This window comes from Acinetobacter sp. COS3 (assembly GCF_000475335.1).
Classification (GTDB): domain Bacteria; phylum Pseudomonadota; class Gammaproteobacteria; order Pseudomonadales; family Moraxellaceae; genus Acinetobacter; species Acinetobacter venetianus.
On the sequence record NZ_AXCD01000011.1, the window covers coordinates 173853 to 193712 of the forward strand.

General features: G+C 37.1%; 18 protein-coding genes. 4 read left to right on the plus strand and 14 right to left on the minus strand.

Annotated elements, in window-relative coordinates:
* The first annotated feature begins 35 nt into the window (after positions 1–35).
* On the plus strand, positions 36–584 hold the full coding sequence (locus IO68_RS23290; protein WP_023013104.1) for an NUDIX hydrolase: 549 nt from the start codon (positions 36–38) through the stop codon (positions 582–584).
* Positions 585–628: 44 nt separating this feature from the next.
* On the opposite strand, the gene IO68_RS23295 is transcribed toward IO68_RS23290, so the two are convergent.
* From IO68_RS23295 to IO68_RS23320, 6 genes are all read right to left on the minus strand, one after another.
* Positions 629–2602 (minus strand): hypothetical protein, encoded by a 1974-nt coding sequence (locus IO68_RS23295; protein WP_023013105.1) that lies wholly within the window; start codon positions 2600–2602, stop codon positions 629–631.
* 19 nt (positions 2603–2621) lie between these two features.
* A complete protein-coding gene (gene filE / locus IO68_RS23300; RefSeq protein ID WP_413540709.1) occupies positions 2622–3782 on the minus strand; it encodes a putative pilus assembly protein FilE in 1161 nt (386 codons plus the stop codon).
* A 35-nt stretch (positions 3783–3817) separates the two neighbouring features.
* On the minus strand, positions 3818–5482 hold the full coding sequence (locus IO68_RS23305; RefSeq protein ID WP_171068566.1) for an OmpP1/FadL family transporter: 1665 nt from the start codon (positions 5480–5482) through the stop codon (positions 3818–3820).
* A 12-nt stretch (positions 5483–5494) separates the two neighbouring features.
* Positions 5495–6637, minus strand: coding sequence for a transporter (locus tag IO68_RS23310; RefSeq protein ID WP_023013108.1), 1143 nt, complete (start codon positions 6635–6637; stop codon positions 5495–5497).
* A 43-nt stretch (positions 6638–6680) separates the two neighbouring features.
* Positions 6681–7514: a C39 family peptidase gene (locus IO68_RS23315; RefSeq protein WP_023013109.1), complete on the minus strand. Its 834-nt coding sequence runs from the start codon at positions 7512–7514 to the stop codon at positions 6681–6683.
* Between the two features lie 287 nt (positions 7515–7801).
* Positions 7802–8764, minus strand: a complete 963-nt coding sequence (locus tag IO68_RS23320; protein WP_023013111.1) for a DUF6160 family protein — start codon at positions 8762–8764, stop codon at positions 7802–7804.
* A gap of 503 nt (positions 8765–9267) precedes the next feature.
* On the opposite strand from IO68_RS23320, the gene IO68_RS23325 reads away from it, so the two are divergent.
* Positions 9268–10617 (plus strand): anthranilate synthase component I family protein, encoded by a 1350-nt coding sequence (locus IO68_RS23325; protein WP_023013112.1) that lies wholly within the window; start codon positions 9268–9270, stop codon positions 10615–10617.
* Between the two features lie 266 nt (positions 10618–10883).
* Here the strand turns inward: IO68_RS23325 and hisC are convergent, their stop codons facing one another.
* Complete coding sequence (hisC, locus tag IO68_RS23330) at positions 10884–11969, minus strand: histidinol-phosphate transaminase (protein WP_023013113.1); 1086 nt, start codon at positions 11967–11969, stop codon at positions 10884–10886.
* Between the two features lie 63 nt (positions 11970–12032).
* Positions 12033–13322, minus strand: a complete 1290-nt coding sequence (gene hisD, locus IO68_RS23335; protein ID WP_023013114.1) for a histidinol dehydrogenase — start codon at positions 13320–13322, stop codon at positions 12033–12035.
* Between the two features lie 259 nt (positions 13323–13581).
* Between hisD and IO68_RS23340 the strand changes: the two genes are divergently transcribed.
* Together IO68_RS23340 and IO68_RS23345 are read left to right on the plus strand one after the other, a co-directional pair.
* Entirely contained in the window at positions 13582–14013 is a 432-nt protein-coding gene (locus IO68_RS23340; RefSeq protein ID WP_023013115.1) for a carboxymuconolactone decarboxylase family protein, read from the plus strand.
* A gap of 6 nt (positions 14014–14019) precedes the next feature.
* The gene (locus IO68_RS23345) at positions 14020–14889 is read left to right on the plus strand and encodes a sigma-70 family RNA polymerase sigma factor (RefSeq protein WP_023013116.1); all 870 of its coding nucleotides are present in this window, start codon (positions 14020–14022) and stop codon (positions 14887–14889) included.
* Positions 14890–14931: 42 nt separating this feature from the next.
* Here IO68_RS23345 and hisG read toward each other — a convergent pair whose 3' ends face one another.
* The 6 genes from hisG to IO68_RS23375 all read right to left on the minus strand — a co-directional run bounded on the left by hisG (position 14932) and on the right by IO68_RS23375 (position 19748).
* Positions 14932–15615: an ATP phosphoribosyltransferase gene (gene hisG, locus IO68_RS23350; RefSeq protein WP_004881446.1), complete on the minus strand. Its 684-nt coding sequence runs from the start codon at positions 15613–15615 to the stop codon at positions 14932–14934.
* The gene (murA, locus tag IO68_RS23355; protein ID WP_023013117.1) at positions 15612–16871 is read right to left on the minus strand and encodes a UDP-N-acetylglucosamine 1-carboxyvinyltransferase; all 1260 of its coding nucleotides are present in this window, start codon (positions 16869–16871) and stop codon (positions 15612–15614) included. Before murA ends, hisG begins: the two co-directional genes overlap by 4 nt.
* A gap of 6 nt (positions 16872–16877) precedes the next feature.
* Positions 16878–17129 (minus strand): BolA family iron metabolism protein IbaG, encoded by a 252-nt coding sequence (ibaG, locus tag IO68_RS23360; protein ID WP_004881449.1) that lies wholly within the window; start codon positions 17127–17129, stop codon positions 16878–16880.
* 137 nt (positions 17130–17266) lie between these two features.
* Positions 17267–17608 (minus strand): ribosome hibernation-promoting factor, HPF/YfiA family, encoded by a 342-nt coding sequence (gene hpf / locus IO68_RS23365; RefSeq protein ID WP_004881451.1) that lies wholly within the window; start codon positions 17606–17608, stop codon positions 17267–17269.
* Between the two features lie 168 nt (positions 17609–17776).
* Positions 17777–19225: an RNA polymerase factor sigma-54 gene (locus IO68_RS23370; RefSeq protein WP_004881453.1), complete on the minus strand. Its 1449-nt coding sequence runs from the start codon at positions 19223–19225 to the stop codon at positions 17777–17779.
* Between the two features lie 187 nt (positions 19226–19412).
* Positions 19413–19748: a hypothetical protein gene (locus IO68_RS23375; protein WP_023013118.1), complete on the minus strand. Its 336-nt coding sequence runs from the start codon at positions 19746–19748 to the stop codon at positions 19413–19415.
* Positions 19749–19860: the final 112 nt, after the last annotated feature.

Here is a 19860-nt window from a genome sequence, read left to right on the forward strand (position 1 = left end):
GTTATGCTGAGTTATCTCTGTCGCTGATGATAATTATGAGCTTTTGCGTTGCGTGTGGACATGAAACTGAAGCAAAAATCCCATTAGGTGATCATAAAACCCGACTTATTTGCACCAACTGCGGCAATATCCATTATGAGAATCCGAAGGTTATTTGCGGTGCGCTGGCACTTTGGGATGATAAGGTTTTACTTTGCCGCAGAGCAATCGAGCCACGTTATGGGTTGTGGACTTTACCTGCTGGCTATATGGAACTGTTCGAAACCATGGAGCAAGGTGCTGCGAGAGAAACAAGAGAAGAAGCCGAAGCTGAAGTCGAAATTGAACAACTTTATTGTACGTATAATATTCCTCGTATTGGACAAATTTACGTTTTATTTAAAGCAAAAATTAAAGAAGGCATATTTGGTGCAGGTGAAGAAAGCCTCGAATGTCGCCTTTTTGAAGAAGATGAAATTCCTTGGACTGAGCTTGCATTTCCAAGTGTAGAGCAAACATTGAAACATTACTTTGCAGATCGTAAAGATGGACTATTTCCAGCTCATTTAGAAACCATTGGAACACGACTTGATCATACTGGATAAATAAAAAAGACCGCTTGATGCGGTCTTTTTTATTGAGTAAAAAATTAAGACTTTGTTTTAATCGCTTTACATGCAGGAATATTCTGATCAGCAATTTTAATACTCACTGTTCCAGAAAAACGTTTCGCCAACTCACGCTCTGCATCTGTCGGAGCAACATACTTGTTTTTATCTTCAGTTTTCAAATCATCATAAAGGCGATTATATACATCAGTATAGTATGCGTAAGTATTTGACCAAACAACCGTGTTATTTGAGAAGTTTGTCAAATTAATACCCGTAACTTGACCACTTAAAAGATTATGTATATTAATTTTTGCACCAGTGCCTGATGTTAGATTTAATCCAAAAGAAGCACCATCAATAAGTCCAAATTTCGGATTAGAAAATAACATTCTTACAGAAATCGACTTATCATTGGTAGAAAATAATGTAGCACCTGTTGTACCAATACGATATTGTACTTGATCATTATTATCTGTGATTGTTCCATCGGCATTAATAGATTTTACCGTTCCGCAAACACCACTCATATCTGTTGACGTTGAATCTGCTTTAATATCAGAACGAATATCACCATTTTCATCAATGACGACTCCCAAACTCACAGGTGATAATTTAGCCTCAGTCGAAAAGTTAAAAGTCAAAGTTGCATAAAGTGGAAAAATATAATTTTGCTGAGAAGCAACATTCTTTTCTGTTCTAAAAATATCTTTTGACAAATAGCTCGATGGATTTACTTTAACAATATCAACAGTACCATTGTAATTTGTACTGGCGATAGTTTGCTTCCAAGTTCCTAAATGAGATGTATCAATCACATCACTATCTTTTGCTTTAATTAATTGTCGATAAATGTTTTCCGTACCCGCAATGGTATTTCTATTCATCAACTTCCCTTGATTGATTAACAAGTCCTCTGCCGGATTATTTTCTGTTAATTTCAACCGTAACGGAGTAGTTGTATTTATTTGTTGAGTAATTGGATTTAACCAGCTACTTTGGGCATCTATTTGAAGCTTAGCAGGTTTAACTTTTGTAATTAGAGCAATTGGAGCAACAACAATATTATCAGAAGTGGTTGCAGGCCCTTTCCATTGTTGACCATTCCCAATGGTATAACCTTGGCGATCTGACAAAAGAAAGAAACTTCCCATAGAATGTAACAAATCACTTGCCGCCTCAATACATTTTGTGCTTGGCGTCTTATTACAACCGAAGAAGCCATCAGGTCTAAGATTATTATCAGAAGACGTGCTTTCTCCACCTGCTTTATAGGTAGGCAATTCAGCTTGCCAAATACCTGTATTTACTAAATTTAACAACTGAACAACCATATTAAATGCTTGATCATCAGAAACTTTACTTACATCTAACCACGGTTGAAGAATAGATACATATTCACCAGATAACAGCTCATTTACACCAATATCTTTTGCTAAAATATTTAATTGATCTTTCTTCTCTTCTGTAAATTCCGTTGGTTGTAATTCACCAGCAATATTATCATTTCGTTCAATCCCCATGCTTTGCAAAATTTTAACAATCGCCATAGCAACACGAATGGTTTCATCATTTGCGTTAAGCGAACTCGGTGATTTTTCCGTTAATGCCATCGCAAAATCAATAACACGAATATGAGGCGCAGTTGTCGTTTTTAGTTTAGCAATCGTATCAAGCTTTATTTTACCAAGACTGATTCTACGGGCATCTGTTCCCTGTATATAGAAAGTTGCCTCATCTCCTAACTTACAAGCACCAGTGACGATATTTCCTTCTAACTTAGTCGCGAAATGGTTGTATCTATCCGTACTACAATCAAAGTTAATACCTGCAGCAGGATAATCAAAGACGAATTGTAAACACTCAGAATCTGTAGTATTACAACTTGTATTTGACGTAACACCATCAACCCCTTGTGTTGGATCTTCATTTATTTTCGCACTTTCACCACCACAACCAGTTAAGAGAGCCGCAAATGTAGATAAAGCGAAAGGTAATATTATTTTCTTATTCATACAAAACTCATCCTAATAGTTACTGTAAAACAGAGAGATTTATCTGTCCTTGATTCGAAAGTTCTTTTTCAGGTACATCAACAGCTGAGGCCAACGGTGTCATCATTAAATAGCGAGTATTTGATGGTATACGAAGTGTTCCTTGAATTGCTGCATGCTTAAATAAAGATGTATTGACAGTAGCATTCTTAAAGCCACTCACACCTTCATTAATACATCCCTTCTCATTTAAGAAGACAACCAAAGGCCAATAATAAGTTGGATGCTCATTACTAGAAGCAAATGAATCGATTTGTAGATATCTAATCGAACTATCCAACTCAATTACTTCATATTCAAATTTTTCTTTAAGCGGTTTTCTTGGCCAAACACCAACTTCTTTTTTCGGAGTCAACTTTTTAATAGACTTAGAATAACCCTCAATAAAGCAACGATCATTCTCAAATGCGAGTGCTAAATCTTGTTCTGATAAACGCACGTAACTTTCTGCTAATGTAATTGGTTTATTTGACTCTAATGATCGATTCATAATTCGATCAAGCATAGAACGATTGACACCTTTCTTACGCTCAATGGTTTCAAGCCTACCACTGCCATCAGGCATTGTATAAAAACGTTTTTTGCCTTCTAGATTAAATTCCTGATCTTCTAGAAACTCATTATTTACATATTTCACACCATCAATATCAGTAAATGGTTCTTGCTCATCTTGTAATTCAGTTGATATTTTAGAAGTGTTTATAGGTATCTTAATATCATTGCTTTGAAAGTTTTTTTGGGGTTCAACAAAAACCTCAATATTTTTATTTTGAGAATTCATTCGGTTTGAAGTTTTTTCACTTTGATCTGAAGGAATATCTACAACCTTTTCTTGATGCTTTTCCTCAATCCGAGATTTTTTTGATTGGCTTACATCTTTTTGTTCCAAAGGTGCTTTATCGTATACTGGCTGAGTAGTTGTAACAATCACTCGCTCTTTTACAACAGGCTCATCTTTCTTTGGAGAGATTTGCTTAACTGGAGCTGATTTTAATGCTTGATCATTCACAGATTGATTCTGAACTTTTACTTGTTCTTTCTTTGGCACAATCATTGGCCGACCGTCTGGACCAATGATTGTGTAAAAACCATCTGCATATAAATTCGATCCGCTCACTAAGCCTAAAGACATAATCAGCATAGTAAGTTTTGATCGTTGCTTTCTTTGCTTTTGCATTACCATCTAGTTCTATAGTTGATACCAAGTAAAGTGACTTTGGTATTGGTTTTAACATTCAGTCCTGCATAAGGGTTTAATAAAATATTATCTACCCCTGTTTTATTTGAAAGACTACTTGTGTTGGCTGGAATATCATCACGGCTACGTAAAAACCCGATAGATAAATCTAAATCAGTATCTTGATCAAAACGATAACCAAGACCTAAACCGAATAACTGAGCGTTATTAATTGGTACCATCGTATTTCGCTTATCATCAGGAATAGAGCTTGTACGTGGTTCATAGCCAATCCTTAATTTCAAACGATCTGTAGCAGAATACTCAAACCCAATCCCCCAACGCCAAGACGACTGAAACTTTAAAGGTAAAGCTAATGAACGATCAGTCACATCATTAGATAATAATTTTGCAACTTTTAGTAATGAAATTTGTCTATCAAATTCGAACTTGAATTTATCCCATGCTGAGAAGTCAGTCCAACCAACATCAAAATTCATTTGTAAATCAGGGAAAATTTTATACTTTATACCAGCTTTAAAATGTTGCGGATATTTGAAATCCATCGCAACTAAACCAGACTCTACATCAGGTACATAGCCTGGCAGCCCTAAAATAGCAGCTAGAATTTGACCCGTAGCAGATGAATTAAGACCTGCTACTAATTGTTGAGGAGCCCTAGCATTATCAATTAAATACTTGCCTCGTAACCGCATTTTTGCTTCACTTTGATAAACCATACCAAAGCTAAAATCATCAGTTGGTTCCCAAAGTAGTCCCAAGTTATAACTAGGACTTAATGATTGTTCCAATGAAACGTCCAATGACCCCATTTTATTAAATGGGTTCATCCCTTCTTGAGTATTACAAATACCAAAAAGAAGTAAATCTGTAATGATATCACCATTATTTTTGAATGGTCCGCAGACTACCTCATCAACCATACGCAATACCCCAATCATTTCATTAGGGAAACGTAAATCAGTTTTCATAGCGATCGCTTGATATGACATACCAAATGATGCACCAATAGATAAATGATCGTTAACTTGATAACCAAATGAAGGAGATAAGTAGGTAATACGCTCTAGAGCGACTTGCTGCCCCATATAATTACTAGGATTACCATCCTCAGCACCAAAACCTGCTACTAAGGGCGCGTAAGCAGCGGTAGCATAAGTTACTTTGGAACCAGGCGGCTTATAAGCAATACCTGCTGTTGGTGCGACTAAAGGAGAATTAGGCCCTAAGTCGACAATCTTCTTTAGTATAGGTACATAAATACTGGCGTATTCAACGTCACCTGAGACTGTGCCTTTAAAATCTGTACAAATCCCTGTTTCAACTTCAGGTCCATCATTACAGACTAATGGATCATCAGAATATCCAAAAACATTATAACCTGCTGGGGCTGCATAATCTCTTTTAATGGCAAAGTTAGCGAGAATACCCTGTACATCTGTTTGTAAACCATCGATCTTCGTTAACGCAGCAGGGTTAAAGTGCACAGCACTGATTCCAGGTGGATCAGCTGTAACAGCATTACCCAAAGCTAGTGAACGTAAATCAACAGATAAATCTTGCCCAAGTTGAGCATTTGCAATATTTGAAAGTCCTGCAACTAAAATACCTAGTGTTAAAGGACATAACTTAGGATATTTCACCATTATATCTCCTTAACGTATTTTTTTGCCAAAACCTATAATATCTAACGGGAATGACAATCCTAAAGATACATCTGGAGCATCTTCTGTTAGACCTATTCCCACTGTGCCATTTACAATAGTTTCTGGAGAAACCCTGACCCCTAGAGCAAAAGAAAGCATTGCACTACTTTGGTCGGCAGACTTGTAACTTTCATCGTTTTTGAAATAGAATTTTGCGCCAGTATTAAAACTCTGTTGATATGACATCGTTAAAGATACGTCATAGTTAAAGGAGTATGCGAAACCAAATGAAAAGCCACCACTTAGGCCTGGATCAAAACTATCCAAGATACGAGGACCATCCTCACCACCGCCACGTATTTGATTTAAACCAGATTCTTTAAGTCCGTAATTAGCAGATACTGAGGTAAATAATACAACAGGATCAATATACTTACGCGTACTTGCCCCAACACCTACAGAATAATATCCTTTACCTGTCGATAACTCATCTAGACCAATTTCATAAGGGCTATCACCAGTCTTCGTAGACAAACTACCGAATAATACTAAAGGTAAACGACCTTGTTTTAGTGGAAATGGCTCCCAACGTGCACCAAAAGAAATATCACCTAAGCCAGCAGCTGTTTTATCTTGCAATAAATCTTTTTTAGCCATAAAAGGGAGCGTTGCAGATAACGTAACATTATCTAAAACACCATACTGGACAGTAAAAGAGTTCGTTAAGGTATGGTTTGCATCCTCTTCAACCCGTAAACGCGCTAAAGAACTTGTACTATCACTTGTAGCTAAATCTAAACGGCTATCACGATAATACGTATAATCAATATCATAATAAGATGAAATTACGCCTTTTTTAATTAATGAATACTGCCTTTCATTAGAGGTGAATACTTCTTGCAAGTTTGTTTCACCTGTTGCATCCCCATCTTTTTTCTGTAAAGCAGTCGCAGCTTGATTTACACCATTCTCAGCTGATGTATTATCATCAGATTTTTGAGTTTCTTGTGCGGCGTTTTCTGTAGACTCAGCAGCTTGAACCTGTTCCTGCTGATCAACTTGAACTTGCGGCTGTTCTTCTGCGTAAAGAGCTGTTGTGATCGCACTTAAACTTAGTGCTAACACACTCATATTCATCCATTGATTATTCATTATGACTTCCTACTGATTCATTTTATTTACTAAAATCTATTGGTTATTTACGCTTGTAGTACATCCGCATAAAGGTCGTAATTGGCTTGTTGTAGTTTTCAGAATTAGGATCAGCATCCAACACTCTACGCATAGTCGAAGCTTTATCCGCAATTTTTTCAAATTTTTGTGTAGGGAATTGAATTTCAGCTAATGCGTATCGATTAATTGTAGCATCATCAACATGTCGCATATCCGCATCCTGCAACGCTAAGAAGTTTTTACGATATTGTTCAGGTATGTCTATAATAAATAAAGTATTATTATCCCAAACCTCTTTAAATCGAGATTCATCAAAGCTGATATTTCCTAAAGATGGGTCTGCAACATATACTCTGCCATCTTTATACGCCTTATATACTACAAAATGCTTAAAACCAGCATAGGTAATCGGCACAATCGCTGGTTGTTTTAAGGCTGTTAAATCAGAAAACTCCCCACGGTATCCACCACTATTTAATCCCAAAGCAGAAACAAACCGCTTCATATCTAATAAAGAGAAACTCCGACGCTCGATAATTCGCTGGTATTCACCATATTGCAATAACCCACTCATGGTTTGTTGCTCTGTCAGTTTTAATCCACCATAGCCATTTAATAGCGTCGTTAAAGCTGCAGAACCGCAACTATAGTCATAGGCTTGACGTACAATGCCACGAAATTGATCTTCCACTGCTGGCTTAATAACAACAGCTTCACGATGATTTCGTGCAAACGAAGGATTTCTAGAATCTAAAGTTTCTGTGTAATACACAGTCCCATCAGGCTTTTTTTCTATTTCGAAGGCTTGCGTTGTAAAGTAATACATCAGTGCAGAGCCTAGAGCTATCTCTAACATACGTCTCTTTTCTTAACAGCGGCATTTCTTGCCTTATTCATTTTATTCTCAGTGTTCAAGACACCACGTCCATGTCTGTTGAAGATACCTTTTTTTATAAAAAAAAACAGCATTTTTTTAGTTTTTTTTGACGAAATGTTATCAATTATTATAATTCAGACATGTTTTACCAAGTTCTTGTGAATGGTTTTACAAAAAAGTATCTAGTACAAATATTATTCTTCATTTTCACGCTAAAAAACAAAAAAAGCGCAATATGCGCTTTTTTTGCATGATAACTAAATAAATTAGTGACCAGAAATTGTAATAGTAGTTGCACCAAGTTTAAGACCTTGAACTTCCACATCACCAATTGAAGCGTTAGCTTGAGCACCTAAATGAACACCTTTCACGTAGACATCATTACCAGCAACACTATTGTTTGTGATTTCAAGGCCAGTAGACTTAACTTTGATGCCTAAATCAACATCAATCGCTGTACCACCAGCACCACGAACATGGATACCATCAAGGTAGATTTGACCACCAGCAGCAGCATCTTTGATACCTAGATCAGTAATATCAAGACCACTTAAAGAAGATTTAACTAGAACCATTGCGCCTTGCGGTGTAGCACCTAACTGAACGTTAGCAGCCACTTTACCCATATCCAAAGTTAAACCTGTAAGGATTTCATTTTCAGTACCTGTTGTACCACGACGAACATCTGCTACAGAACTATCTAAAGTTGGACCTGTTGTTGCTGTTGCACCATTTGTAAGACCTGAAGCCCCAACACTGATCGCACCAACTTTAACTCTAAGAGCAGCAACATTTGCACCAACATTTAAGAATGCACCACCAGCACCAGCATCGCCAGCATCAGTATCAATACTTAAATTAATCAAGTTAGTAGAAGCAGAACCATCAAAGTTATCTGCACCACTCGTAGCTTGAAGACCTAAACCAGCAATATGGATTGCACCAGAAGTATCAGTACCGCCTAAGTTTACACCATTAAAAGTAGCAGTATTTGATAAACCACCATTATCATGAACATATAGATCAGTAACTAAGATACCTTTAGTCGTAGCAGGGTCACTACCCATAAATGTTGCCAAATCACCATTTAGACCAGCACCAATACCGATATTGATACCATCTTGACCTGTTGCAGAGCTAAGAGCAGCATCATCCATCGCTTGCATAGCCATTGCATTTGCGCTAATCGCCATTGAAGAAACTAAAGCTAGTTTAGTAAACATTTTCATTGAGCACTCTCCCAAGAGCATTTATTTTTTGACTTACACTACTCTAAACTGTCCACTGTTGTTTTATTCTTAAATGACAACTTGAACTTCCAATCCTTGAGTAGTTCGCTTAGCAAGTACTAAATTACCTGTTTGTTATTTTATGTTCAACTCCTGTTAACTCCTTTTTATAAACAACCCGATAAACGGCATAAAAATTAAACGCAGTATGTGTATCAAGATTGAGAAAACAACTATTTGAACTTATTTGATATTTTTCAGACCAAATTTTCAAAAACATGTTTGTTTTTCTATTTACTTCCCATTTATCTGAACACTAAGGCTTGATGCTAATTGTTAACAAAAACACTTAATTTATTTTTTATGCTAACAAGTATTCAAACCATCTTTTTCAAGACTAGAAATCTCTTATTTGTGAAATCAACTTGTGTTAAAGATAACTAGATTTTTGAAGCTGTAGTACAATTTACCTTTCAATAAATAGCTTCAACTCCTGTCAATTTATGTCTCTTTTTCAGCAAAAACTTGAAACCCAGCATATTTCAGCATTCGACCTTATCACTCGACTTAAAGAATTGACTGGTTTAGTTTATTTGCTTGATCAAAACCGTCCTGTTATTGCATTTTTACCAAATAGATTTTTAGTTAATCAAAGCTCTGATATTCAAGAATTTTATCGTGAAAATTTTAATCACTATTCACAAAAAATGAACCCAACATCAATTTTAGAATTTTCCACTTTCGATAATAAGCCGCTTCTCAGACATCATACCAATCAAGGATTTCAAGGTGGATATATTGGCTTTTTGGGTTATGACTATAGTGCAAATTTATCTGTAAATATTAAATCTCATCCTCAACCGAGCTTTTTTTTAGGTCAATATTCAACTTTTTTAAAGTTCCACGATCAAGCTTGGCATTTTTATAGTCATGATGATAATGTAGAAGAAATTTTCCAATATATATCTCATTTAATTCATCAAGACGCAGATATTGACGTACTCTCGTTAAGTGAAAAATGTCACCCCCGCTGGTCTAAACAACAATATTTAAATGCTTTCAATCAAGTCCAAGAATACATTAAGGCTGGAGATTGTTATCAGATTAATCTTACACAAGAGTTCATTGCTCAAGCGAGTGGTTCATTACTGAGTCAAGCTGAAAAACTTTGGGAACTAACGCATGCACCCTACTCAGGTTATTTGAAAGTTGATGAATTTGAGCTACTAAGCTGTTCTCCAGAATTATTCATAGAATTTCAAAATGATAGACAGATAAAAACCCGTCCAATTAAGGGGACTATGCCGCGTTTTGACGATCCAGCAGCGGATCAACTTTCTAAAGAGAAGTTAAGTCAGTCACAGAAAGATCAAGCTGAAAATGTCATGATCGTTGATTTACTCAGAAATGATTTGAGTCTGTACGCAGAAACTGGTTCTGTTCAAACCACTAAATTATTTGAAATTGAGAGCTTCAACCAAGTTCATCATATGGTGAGCGAAATTACAGCAACATTAAAACAAGACATTCATCCTATGGAAATGCTTTTATCGGCACTTCCTGGTGGTTCAATTACTGGTGCACCCAAAATTCGAGCGATGCAAATTATTGAAGAACTTGAAGGAGCGCCACGCGGTGCTTACTGTGGAAGTCTTGGTTATTTCAATTTTGATGGAACAGGTTGTTGGAATATCTTGATTCGTAGTATTCAGAAATATCAAGATCAACTTTCAATGTGGGCTGGTGGAGGAATTACCATTGCATCTGATGCTGAAGCAGAATATCAAGAATGCTTCGATAAGATTTCTGCCATGCTTGATTTAATCAATACACAGCAGAAACCTAAAAATTAGGATCTGCTGACATTTCAGCCATGCATTGCGTTATCGACATAAACAAGGCATGAAACGCAGGCAATCGCGACTCCCTTGTCAAGTTTCATAACGCAGTTTAGGGAAGTTTTAGCCATAACCCTACGGGACAGGGATATTTTCTGCCGCTACTGCGTTATGTCCTGTTTACTTAGAATGACTAAGCTTCACAAAACATGCCTTGTATCGTCTAAAAATATCCTCTGTCGCAAGCATCTGTGAAATGTTAACAGACCCTAAAGTACGATTTATAAAATTTGCGTTTTAAGTGTCTCGACTAAACGCTGATTTTGTTCATCTGTACCAATTGTGATACGTAGGAATTGATTAATTCTCGGCTTATTGAAATAACGAACAATAATGCCCTGTTCACGTAACTGTTGAGCAAGCTGCCCAGCATCATGCTGAGGATGCGTAGCGAAAATAAAATTAGCTTTGGATGGCAAGATATTAAAGCCAAGCGCAGTCAAATCATTCACAAGAAGTTCACGACTTTCGATCACTTTTTGGCATTGCTGCACAAAATAAGCTTGATCTTCAAATGATGCAACCGCTGCTGCAATAGCAAAACGATCAATTGGATAAGAGTTAAAACTATTTTTCACAGCTTCAAGTGCTGCAATTAAATGTGGCTGTGCAATCGCAAAGCCGACACGTAAGCCAGCCAGTGAACGTGATTTTGAAGTTGTTTGACACACCACTAAATTGTCATATCGATGAACAAGCTGAACCGCTGATTCTGCTCCAAAATCAACATAAGCCTCATCAATCACGACCACTCGATCTGGATTCGCTTGTAACACTTGCTCGATCTCAGCTAACCCCAAAGCTATACTGGTCGGTGCATTTGGGTTCGTAATAATAATGCCGCCATTTTCTTGCTGATAATCTGCAACATTGATTTCAAATTTATCATTTAATGGAATTTGTTTGGTTTCAATTCCAAAAAACTGACTATAAACGGGATAAAAGCTGTAGGTAATATCTGGATATAGAATAGGTTGTTTTTGAATAAAGAAGGCTTTGAAAATATGAGCTAAAACCTCGTCTGAGCCATTACCAACAAAGACTTGAGCAACATCAACATTTTGTTGATTGGCAATGGCCTGTTTTAAAGCAGTCGCATCAGGATCAGGGTACAAACGTAAGGCATCAGCTTGATTAGCCAAAACTGCCTGCACGGCTTCCACAACTTTGGGTGATGGCGGATATGGATTTTCGTTAGTATTAAGTTTGAGTAAATTCTGAATTTTAGGTTGTTCACCCGGCACATATGGCTCTAACTCACGAACTTCTGGACTCCAAAAACGCATTTGCTCTGTTGTAAACGTCATTTTTCTACTCTCTTTATGTCTCAAAAAAGGGGCTTATCAGCCCCTATCTATTTCTCGAATCGGTTATTGATAACGGTAACGTGCTGAGCGAGCATGGGCATCCAAATTTTCTTGCACTGCAAGTACATCGGCGGTCTTCGCTAAGGTTTTAACACCTTCCTGTGAGCACATAATCAGACTTGAGCGTTTTTGGAAATCATAAACACCGAGTGGCGATGAAAACCGCGCTGTTCCTGAAGTCGGTAACACATGGTTTGGACCTGCACAATAGTCACCAATCGCTTCAGGGGTATAACGTCCCATAAAGATTGCACCTGCATGACGTATTTCTTGGCTCATCAACTCAGCATCGTCTAGGCACAATTCTAAATGCTCAGGCGCAACTTGATTAATCAGATCGATCGCTTCTGCACGATCCTTTACCAGTACTAATGCACCACGATTTTGAATCGATGTTTTAGCAATTTCAGCTTTTGGTAATTCACTTAAATGTTTTTCAATGGCTGCTTCAACTGCATTTAAAAGCACTTCATCAGAAGTAATGAAAATAGCTTGCGCCACAGTGTCATGCTCAGCTTGAGACAATACATCCATCGCTAACCATTCAGCATTATTTTCCCCTTCAGCATAAACCAAAATTTCTGAAGGGCCTGCAATCATATCAATACCGACCTGACCGAATACCGCGCGCTTTGCAGCCGCGACAAAACGATTGCCAGGTCCTGTAATTTTATCTACAGCTGGAACTGTTTGAGTTCCATAGGCTAATGCTGCAACCGCTTGTGCACCGCCAATAGTAAACACACGACTCACACCAGCTAAATAGGCAGCCGCCAATACAAGTGGATTCAGCTCACCATTAGGTGCTGGAACAACCATAATAATTTCTGGCACGCCAGCCACATGTGCTGGTAAAGCATTCATCAAAACTGATGATGGATATGAGGCTAATCCCCCTGGCACATAAATCCCAACACGATCAAGCGGTGTAACCTTTTGACCTAGCGTATTGCCTAACTCATCGACATAAGTCCAGCCGTCTTGTTTTTGTGCCTCATGGAATGAGCGGATACGTTTCGCAGCGAGTTCAAGTGCTTCGCGTATTTCAGAACTTAAACCGTCAAATGCAGCTTTGAGTTGTACTTGAGTTAACTCTAAATCAGAGAATTGATGCGCTGGATGTCGATCGAACTGCTGTGTTAATTTAAGTACATGATCGTCACCATGCTGACGAACATCAGCAATAATTTGATCTACGGTTTGTACTAATTGAGGATCATTCACAGTTTCAAATGCTAAAAGTTCAGCAAAAGCCTGTTTAAAGTTCTGATCCTGAGTCGATAAACGTCGCATCAATTTACCCACAAGGCGAATAAGAGAGCGCTAAGTTTACTCTTTTTCATTAGGCTTGTGGGCGCAATCTCCGCCTAAAAAATCAATCATGCATAAAGATAAACTCGATGAATGATTATTTTTCTATAAAACACAATCCGCATAATAAAATATTTCAAATAAAAACATATGCTTAAAATTAATTACACTTTTAACTGTCACAATTTATATTCCTGAATCGTCAGTTTATTAGCAAATCCACTGTAATTAGGAAATAAAAATGACGACTCATAATATCCACCCGCAAAAACATCTACCAGATGCAATTCGCTATCTACAACAAGTTCATCAATATATTGACCAATCAACACTCATTGAGCGTTCACTGTATCATCTTGTTTTACTTAGAGCCTCCCAAATCAATCAATGCGCTTTTTGCGTCAAAATGCATATTACTGAGGCACTCGCAGATGGGGAAACACAAACACGTTTGGATCGATTAATTGTTTGGCGACACTGCTCAGATTTCAGTGTACAAGAAAAAGCTGCATTTGCTTGGGTAGAAGCTTTGACAACACTGCAAGTTCAAACAAATTATGAACCTCTTCGTGTCGAGTTACTCCAATATTTCAGCGAAGCGCAAATATCTACTTTAACTTTACTGATTGGTATGATTAATTTATGGAATCGTATTGGTATCGCTCAACACTAAAATAAAATGAATACGACCACAAATTTCAGCAATGAAGATTTAAAGCTATTTCAGGCAAGCCGAACATTTTTGTTTGGCCTTGCCTATCGACTTTTAGGGTCAGTACATGAAACTGAAGATGTTTTACAAGAAATTTTTATCAAATGGCAGCAACAACCTAAACAAGATATTATCAATCCACAAGCTTGGCTAACCTCCGTATGCACTCGCCACTGTATTGATCTTCTACGTTCGCATCATAAATCTCGGACTGAATATATTGGAACTTGGCTACCTGAGCCGTATGATCAATCAGAAGACTTATCCATTGAATCCGACTACACGCTCTCTACCGCTTTTCTTTTGGTATTAGAAAAACTTTCTGCTAAAGAACGGGCAGCTTATTTGTTGCATGATATTTTCAATTTTGATTACATTGAAATTTCAGAATTTCTACAAGAGACACAGAGCTATTGTCGACAATTAGTGACTCGTGGACGGAAACATATCAAGTCAGAATCTAAAGTACTTTCAACGATTCCCTCCTCACGACAACTTGTCCTACTTCATGCTTTTAAAGATGCTGTTCATTCTCAGAATATTGGACGACTTAAAGAGTTATTGAGTGAAGATATCCAAATTGCAGCAGATGGTGGCGGCAAGGTATCAGCAATTCGACATCCATTTATAGGTCAATCTGACGTATTACGCTTCTTTGAACGTTTGCTCTTCATAGCGTGGAATGAGTTATCTTGGGAAATATGTTTATTGAATGGCAATCATGGTTTCAAACTGTACGACAACAACCATAGCTATGTAACTGCAATCACTTTTAGTTTTAATCAATCACAAATATCTGATATCTACGTGCTACGCAATCCAGAAAAACTTAAATAAAAAGGCCAACCTTAGTTGACCTTTTTAATTTTAAAAATACGATTAGCGATTTTTGATCGCCTCTTCAAGCTGAGTCAAAATTGGATTTAAGATCGCTTGTTTACGTTTAAAACTCGCCTTATTCACAATTAAGCGTGAAGACACTTTGCAAATTTCTTCTAATGGCTCTAAGCCATTGGCACGTAAGGTATTGCCAGTATCAACAACATCGACAATATAATCACCTAAACCAACCAATGGCGCTAATTCCATTGATCCATATAGTTTAATGACATCAACTTGCTCACCTAAGCTTGCATAATATTGACGAGTTAAATTGACATATTTGGTTGCGATTTTTAAACGACCTTTGGGTCGCTCCATTCCCACTTTACCAGCAGTCATCAACTTACAATTGGCGATCTTTAGATCAAGTAACTCATAAACATGTTGCGCACCATGTTCCATCAATACATCTTTACCCGCCACACCAAAATCCGCTGCACCATTTTCAACATAAGTAGGTACATCAGAAGCACGCAAAATTAAAATGCGCACTTTTTTGTGTGTCGTTGGGAAAATCAATTTACGTGACTTATCTGGATCTTCAAGTAAATTGATGCCTGCATTTTCAAGTAACGGCAATGTTTCTTTTAAAATACGACCTTTACTGAGTGCTAAAGTTAAACCATGATCAAAATTACCCATTACATCAAAATTTGGATCATCGTTTCTTAAGTCATTCATCCTTTTACTCGCTTAATTTGAGCGCCTAAACTTTGTAATTTATCTTCAACATGTTCATAGCCACGATCGATATGATAAATACGATCAACCAGCGTCTCACCTTCTGCTACTAATGCAGCAAGAACAAGTGAGAATGAAGCACGTAAATCTGTTGCCATCACAGGTGCCGCTTGGAGCTTATCAACACCAGTTACAACTGCATCATGACCTTCAACTTGGATATTCGCACCCATACGTGAAAGTTCAGGGACATGCATAAAACGATTTTCAAAAATTGTTTCTGAAATCGTTGCAAATCCACGGCCAATTGCATTCACTGCCATGATCTGTGCTTGCATATCAGTTGGAAAATCTGGATGCGGCAATGTTCTAAAGCTTACTGCTTTTGGACGCTTACCTTGCATATCAAGCTCAATCCAGTTATCACCACGAGTGACTTCAGCACCCATTTCTTCAAACTTATCCAAAACTGCTTCTAATAAAGCTGGATCAGTATGCGTGGTTTTCACTCGGCCACCAGTAATAGCAGCAGCAGCTAAATATGAACCCGTTTCAATACGGTCAGCAACCACAGCATATTCACAGCCATGTAAGCTTTCAACACCGGTCACCACTAAAGTATCTGTATCAAGCCCTTCAATTTTTGCCCCCATCTTAATGAGCATTTGAGCAAGATCAGTAATCTCAGGTTCACGAGCTGCATTACGAATCGTGGTCACACCATCCGCGAGTGCAGCTGCCATCAAGATATTTTCAGTACCGCCAACAGTGACCATATCGAATACAACTTCACCGCCTTTTAAACGACCATCAACAGAAGCATGCACATAACCATTTTCTACTTCAATCTGCGCACCCAAAGCTTCTAAAGCTTTTAAATGCTGATCAACAGGACGAGAACCAATTGCACAGCCACCAGGTAATGAAACTTTTGCATTACCATAACGTGCTAGCAGTGGACCAAGTACTAGAATTGATGCTCGCATGGTTTTAACGAGCTCATAAGGTGCAAATTGATTATCTAATGTTGATGTATCAGCACGAACGATTTCCCCTTCATAGCTCATCGTCACGCCTAAACCAGCAATTAATTTAACAAGCGTATTTACATCTTTTAAATTTGGTACATTAGTTAACGTAATCGGAGAGTCAGCAAGGATCATTGCAGCAAGTAAAGGCAAAGCGGCATTTTTAGCACCAGAAATGCGTACTTCACCTTCGAGCTTAACGCCGCCCGTAATTAAAAATTTATCCATTAATATTTAAGCTCCGAAAAGGCTTGCTTTGCGCCATTCGTCTTTTGTCATTGCGCGAATTGTTACTGCGTGAACTTCACCACTCGCGATATAAGAATTTAGAGGTGCATAAACCGCTTGCTGACGTGTTACCGTTCTTTTACCTTCAAACTGATCATCAACAATGCGAAGGTCAAATTTTCCAGCTTGTCCACTCACTGCTACTTCTGCTTCAGGGAAGGCTTCTTTTAAAATTTGCGTGAGCTGCTCACTATTCATTTCAAGACCTCTTATACAACCATTGGTGTAAAACGAGTTATTTTACTATAACTTTTTCACATAATTCAGTACGCAGTTTCTTTTTTTATCAATAAAAAAAGAGGCTCAGAAAAAGCCTCTTTTATAAATATAAAAAATTAACTCAAAAGTGCTAGTTCATGTTGATATGAACACTGCATTTTTCTATGTTTTGCAAGTTGTCTTTTTAATTTTTCTGTTAACTTTTTAATCGAAGTATACATATCATCAGCAGTTGCTTGAGCAAACAGCTCAATCCCAGGCAAACGTATAATTGCTTCAGCAATATGGTTTGCACTGCCTTTATGCGAACGTTTATCAATTTGATGATCTTTAGCCAATTTGATTTGCATACTATTCACTTGATCTAGATGCTTAGTCATCTGACTAAATTTTTCTTTTATATTTTTTTCAATTGCTGGCGTAATTGTTAAATGGTGTCCACGAATCGTTATTTGCATAATTCTATCCCTCACCTTTTTCTCAGGAATCAAGAAAATCGCTCAAATAAATTTAATGCATATCAATTACCTAACATTCATTAAACCATTGCAGCGATTCCTCTAGTGATTATTAAAAGATTCATTATTTCGTAATAATGAACACCTAAAATAGCCACATCTTGAATTTTAGATCAAGACTTTTCTTTCAGAAGATGATGGAATATGTAACGATTCACGATATTTCGCTACAGTCCTTCGAGCAACTTCAATACCTTCATTTTTCAACATCTCAGCAATTGTATTATCAGACAATGGTTTACGAGGATTTTCATTGGAAACCAGTTTTTTGATCATTGCGCGAATTGCAGTTGATGAAGCCTCACCGCCAGTTGTCGTACCAACATGACTTGAAAAAAAGTATTTCAATTCAAATAAACCACGTGGCGTCAGCATATATTTATTAGTCGTCACACGCGATACAGTCGATTCATGTAATTCGACCTCTTCAGCTACATCACGTAAAACCAATGGTTTCATTGCCTCTGCACCTTGCTCAAGAAAAGCACGTTGATGCTCGACTATACAAGTTGCAACTTTTAAAAGTGTTTTATGTCTTTCATCAATACTTTTTATAAAATTTTTAGCTTCAAGCATTTGATTTCGCAAATAAACATTATCATCACTTTGATCTGCTCGGCGAATCATATTTGAATAAAATGAATTAATGCGTAGTTTTGGCATCACATCTGGATTGAGTTGAACTTGCCAATGTTGATCTTTTTTTGCCACAACAACATCTGGAACCTGATATTCAGATTCTTGTTGATCAAACTCTAAACCAGGATAAGGCTTTAATGTTTTTAATAAATCAACAGCACTTTTTAGCTGTTCTTTAGATAAACCTGTTTGCTTTAATAATTTATTTAAATCATTAGAGATCAATAATTCATAATATTTCAGTAAACTCTTTGCTTCTGAAATATAAGGAACTTTGTCATGTAAGCCTTCTAACTGAATTTTCAAACACTCAGCCAAATTCCGAGAACCTACACCAATTGGATCTAAATGTTGAATATGTTTTAAAACAACGATAACTTCATCTTCTTCAACCTCTTCATCATTTTCCATTTCTTGTAATAACCGATTGACGGCTAATAAAATATCGTCCAACTCTGCATCTAGAAACCCTTTATCATCTAAAGAATCAACAATGCAGTAGGCAATTAATTTATCAATTAAAGAAAAATGTAACAGATTAACCTGCTCTAAAATATGTTCTTTTAAACCTAAATGAACTTGGCGATTATCTTCTCGCTCTTCATATTCCGGGGTCGCTAAGGCTGTTGATTGATGGGTATAAATATCATCCCACTCTGTATCTACAGGTAAATCATTAGGTAAATGATCAGCATTAAGCTCAGTTGTTAAATCGCCTGTTTCTTGCGACTCAAGTGTAGATAAACTTTCTGTAGAACTATTTTCCTCAACTTTTTCAAGTAATGGATTACTATCTAATTGAATTTGTATTTCTTGTTCTAATTCTAGACTCGATAATTGTAAAAGACGAATAGCCTGTTGCAATTGAGGAGTTAACGAGAGATTGTTCGCAACTTTCAACCCAACAGATAATTTCATGGTACTCCCCTTTTATATTAAGCAAAAAACATGCCTATTAAAATATTTATAACATAAAGCAATGTTTCCGCCTATAAGCAAAGTTCTTTTCCACTGACTAATCTGTTCAAAAAAATAGCAAAGGGCAAATATTTATTGTAATGAAGGCTTAGCCCTCTCATTTAACAAGCATGAAAACTGCATAGAATTATTTTAGATTTTGCTGCTTTAGGCATTCAATCATTTCATCCAATACTTTCTGTCCCATCGTTGTTCGAACACCTTCATTTAACCCCCCTGCTAAAAAACAAGACCAAGTCGTACTCGTTGAACCAGAAGAATGCGCATAACGCCCACAAGCAGACCACACCTTTTGGTCTGATGTAATAGAAGCTAAATACAGCTCCCCTTCAGGATCATCCAATATCCATTTGCGAATAACTCTAGGTGCTTGATATTGTTGCTTAGGTTTTTCTAACCACTTCCATACTAAAAAACCTAAATAAACAATTCCAACAGCAGATAAAAGTTCATAGAGAATCATATTCGCCCTAATAGCATTTCTTATTTAGCATCTAATTAGAATAAAAATATCAAGAATCATCTGTAGGCGTGTATTGACCCCATACAGAATAAAAAAACACCCCCTCTGCATT

Bases quoted from the DNA above. Each gene is read 5' to 3' on its own strand.
- IO68_RS23290 (WP_023013104.1), top strand. From the start codon at position 36: ATGAGCTTTTGCGTTGCGTGTGGACATGAAACTGAAGCAAAAATCCCA.
- IO68_RS23295 (WP_023013105.1), bottom strand. From the start codon at position 2,602: ATGAATAAGAAAATAATATTACCTTTCGCTTTATCTACATTTGCGGCT.
- filE (WP_413540709.1), bottom strand. From the start codon at position 3,782: ATGCTGATTATGTCTTTAGGCTTAGTGAGCGGATCGAATTTATATGCA.
- IO68_RS23310 (WP_023013108.1), bottom strand. From the start codon at position 6,637: ATGAATAATCAATGGATGAATATGAGTGTGTTAGCACTAAGTTTAAGT.
- IO68_RS23315 (WP_023013109.1), bottom strand. From the start codon at position 7,514: ATGTTAGAGATAGCTCTAGGCTCTGCACTGATGTATTACTTTACAACG.
- IO68_RS23320 (WP_023013111.1), bottom strand. From the start codon at position 8,764: ATGAAAATGTTTACTAAACTAGCTTTAGTTTCTTCAATGGCGATTAGC.
- IO68_RS23325 (WP_023013112.1), top strand. From the start codon at position 9,268: ATGTCTCTTTTTCAGCAAAAACTTGAAACCCAGCATATTTCAGCATTC.
- hisC (WP_023013113.1), bottom strand. From the start codon at position 11,969: ATGACGTTTACAACAGAGCAAATGCGTTTTTGGAGTCCAGAAGTTCGT.
- hisD (WP_023013114.1), bottom strand. From the start codon at position 13,322: ATGCGACGTTTATCGACTCAGGATCAGAACTTTAAACAGGCTTTTGCT.
- IO68_RS23340 (WP_023013115.1), top strand. From the start codon at position 13,582: ATGACGACTCATAATATCCACCCGCAAAAACATCTACCAGATGCAATT.
- IO68_RS23345 (WP_023013116.1), top strand. From the start codon at position 14,020: ATGAATACGACCACAAATTTCAGCAATGAAGATTTAAAGCTATTTCAG.
- hisG (WP_004881446.1), bottom strand. From the start codon at position 15,615: ATGAATGACTTAAGAAACGATGATCCAAATTTTGATGTAATGGGTAAT.
- murA (WP_023013117.1), bottom strand. From the start codon at position 16,871: ATGGATAAATTTTTAATTACGGGCGGCGTTAAGCTCGAAGGTGAAGTA.
- ibaG (WP_004881449.1), bottom strand. From the start codon at position 17,129: ATGAATAGTGAGCAGCTCACGCAAATTTTAAAAGAAGCCTTCCCTGAA.
- hpf (WP_004881451.1), bottom strand. From the start codon at position 17,608: ATGCAAATAACGATTCGTGGACACCATTTAACAATTACGCCAGCAATT.
- IO68_RS23370 (WP_004881453.1), bottom strand. From the start codon at position 19,225: ATGAAATTATCTGTTGGGTTGAAAGTTGCGAACAATCTCTCGTTAACT.
- IO68_RS23375 (WP_023013118.1), bottom strand. From the start codon at position 19,748: ATGATTCTCTATGAACTTTTATCTGCTGTTGGAATTGTTTATTTAGGT.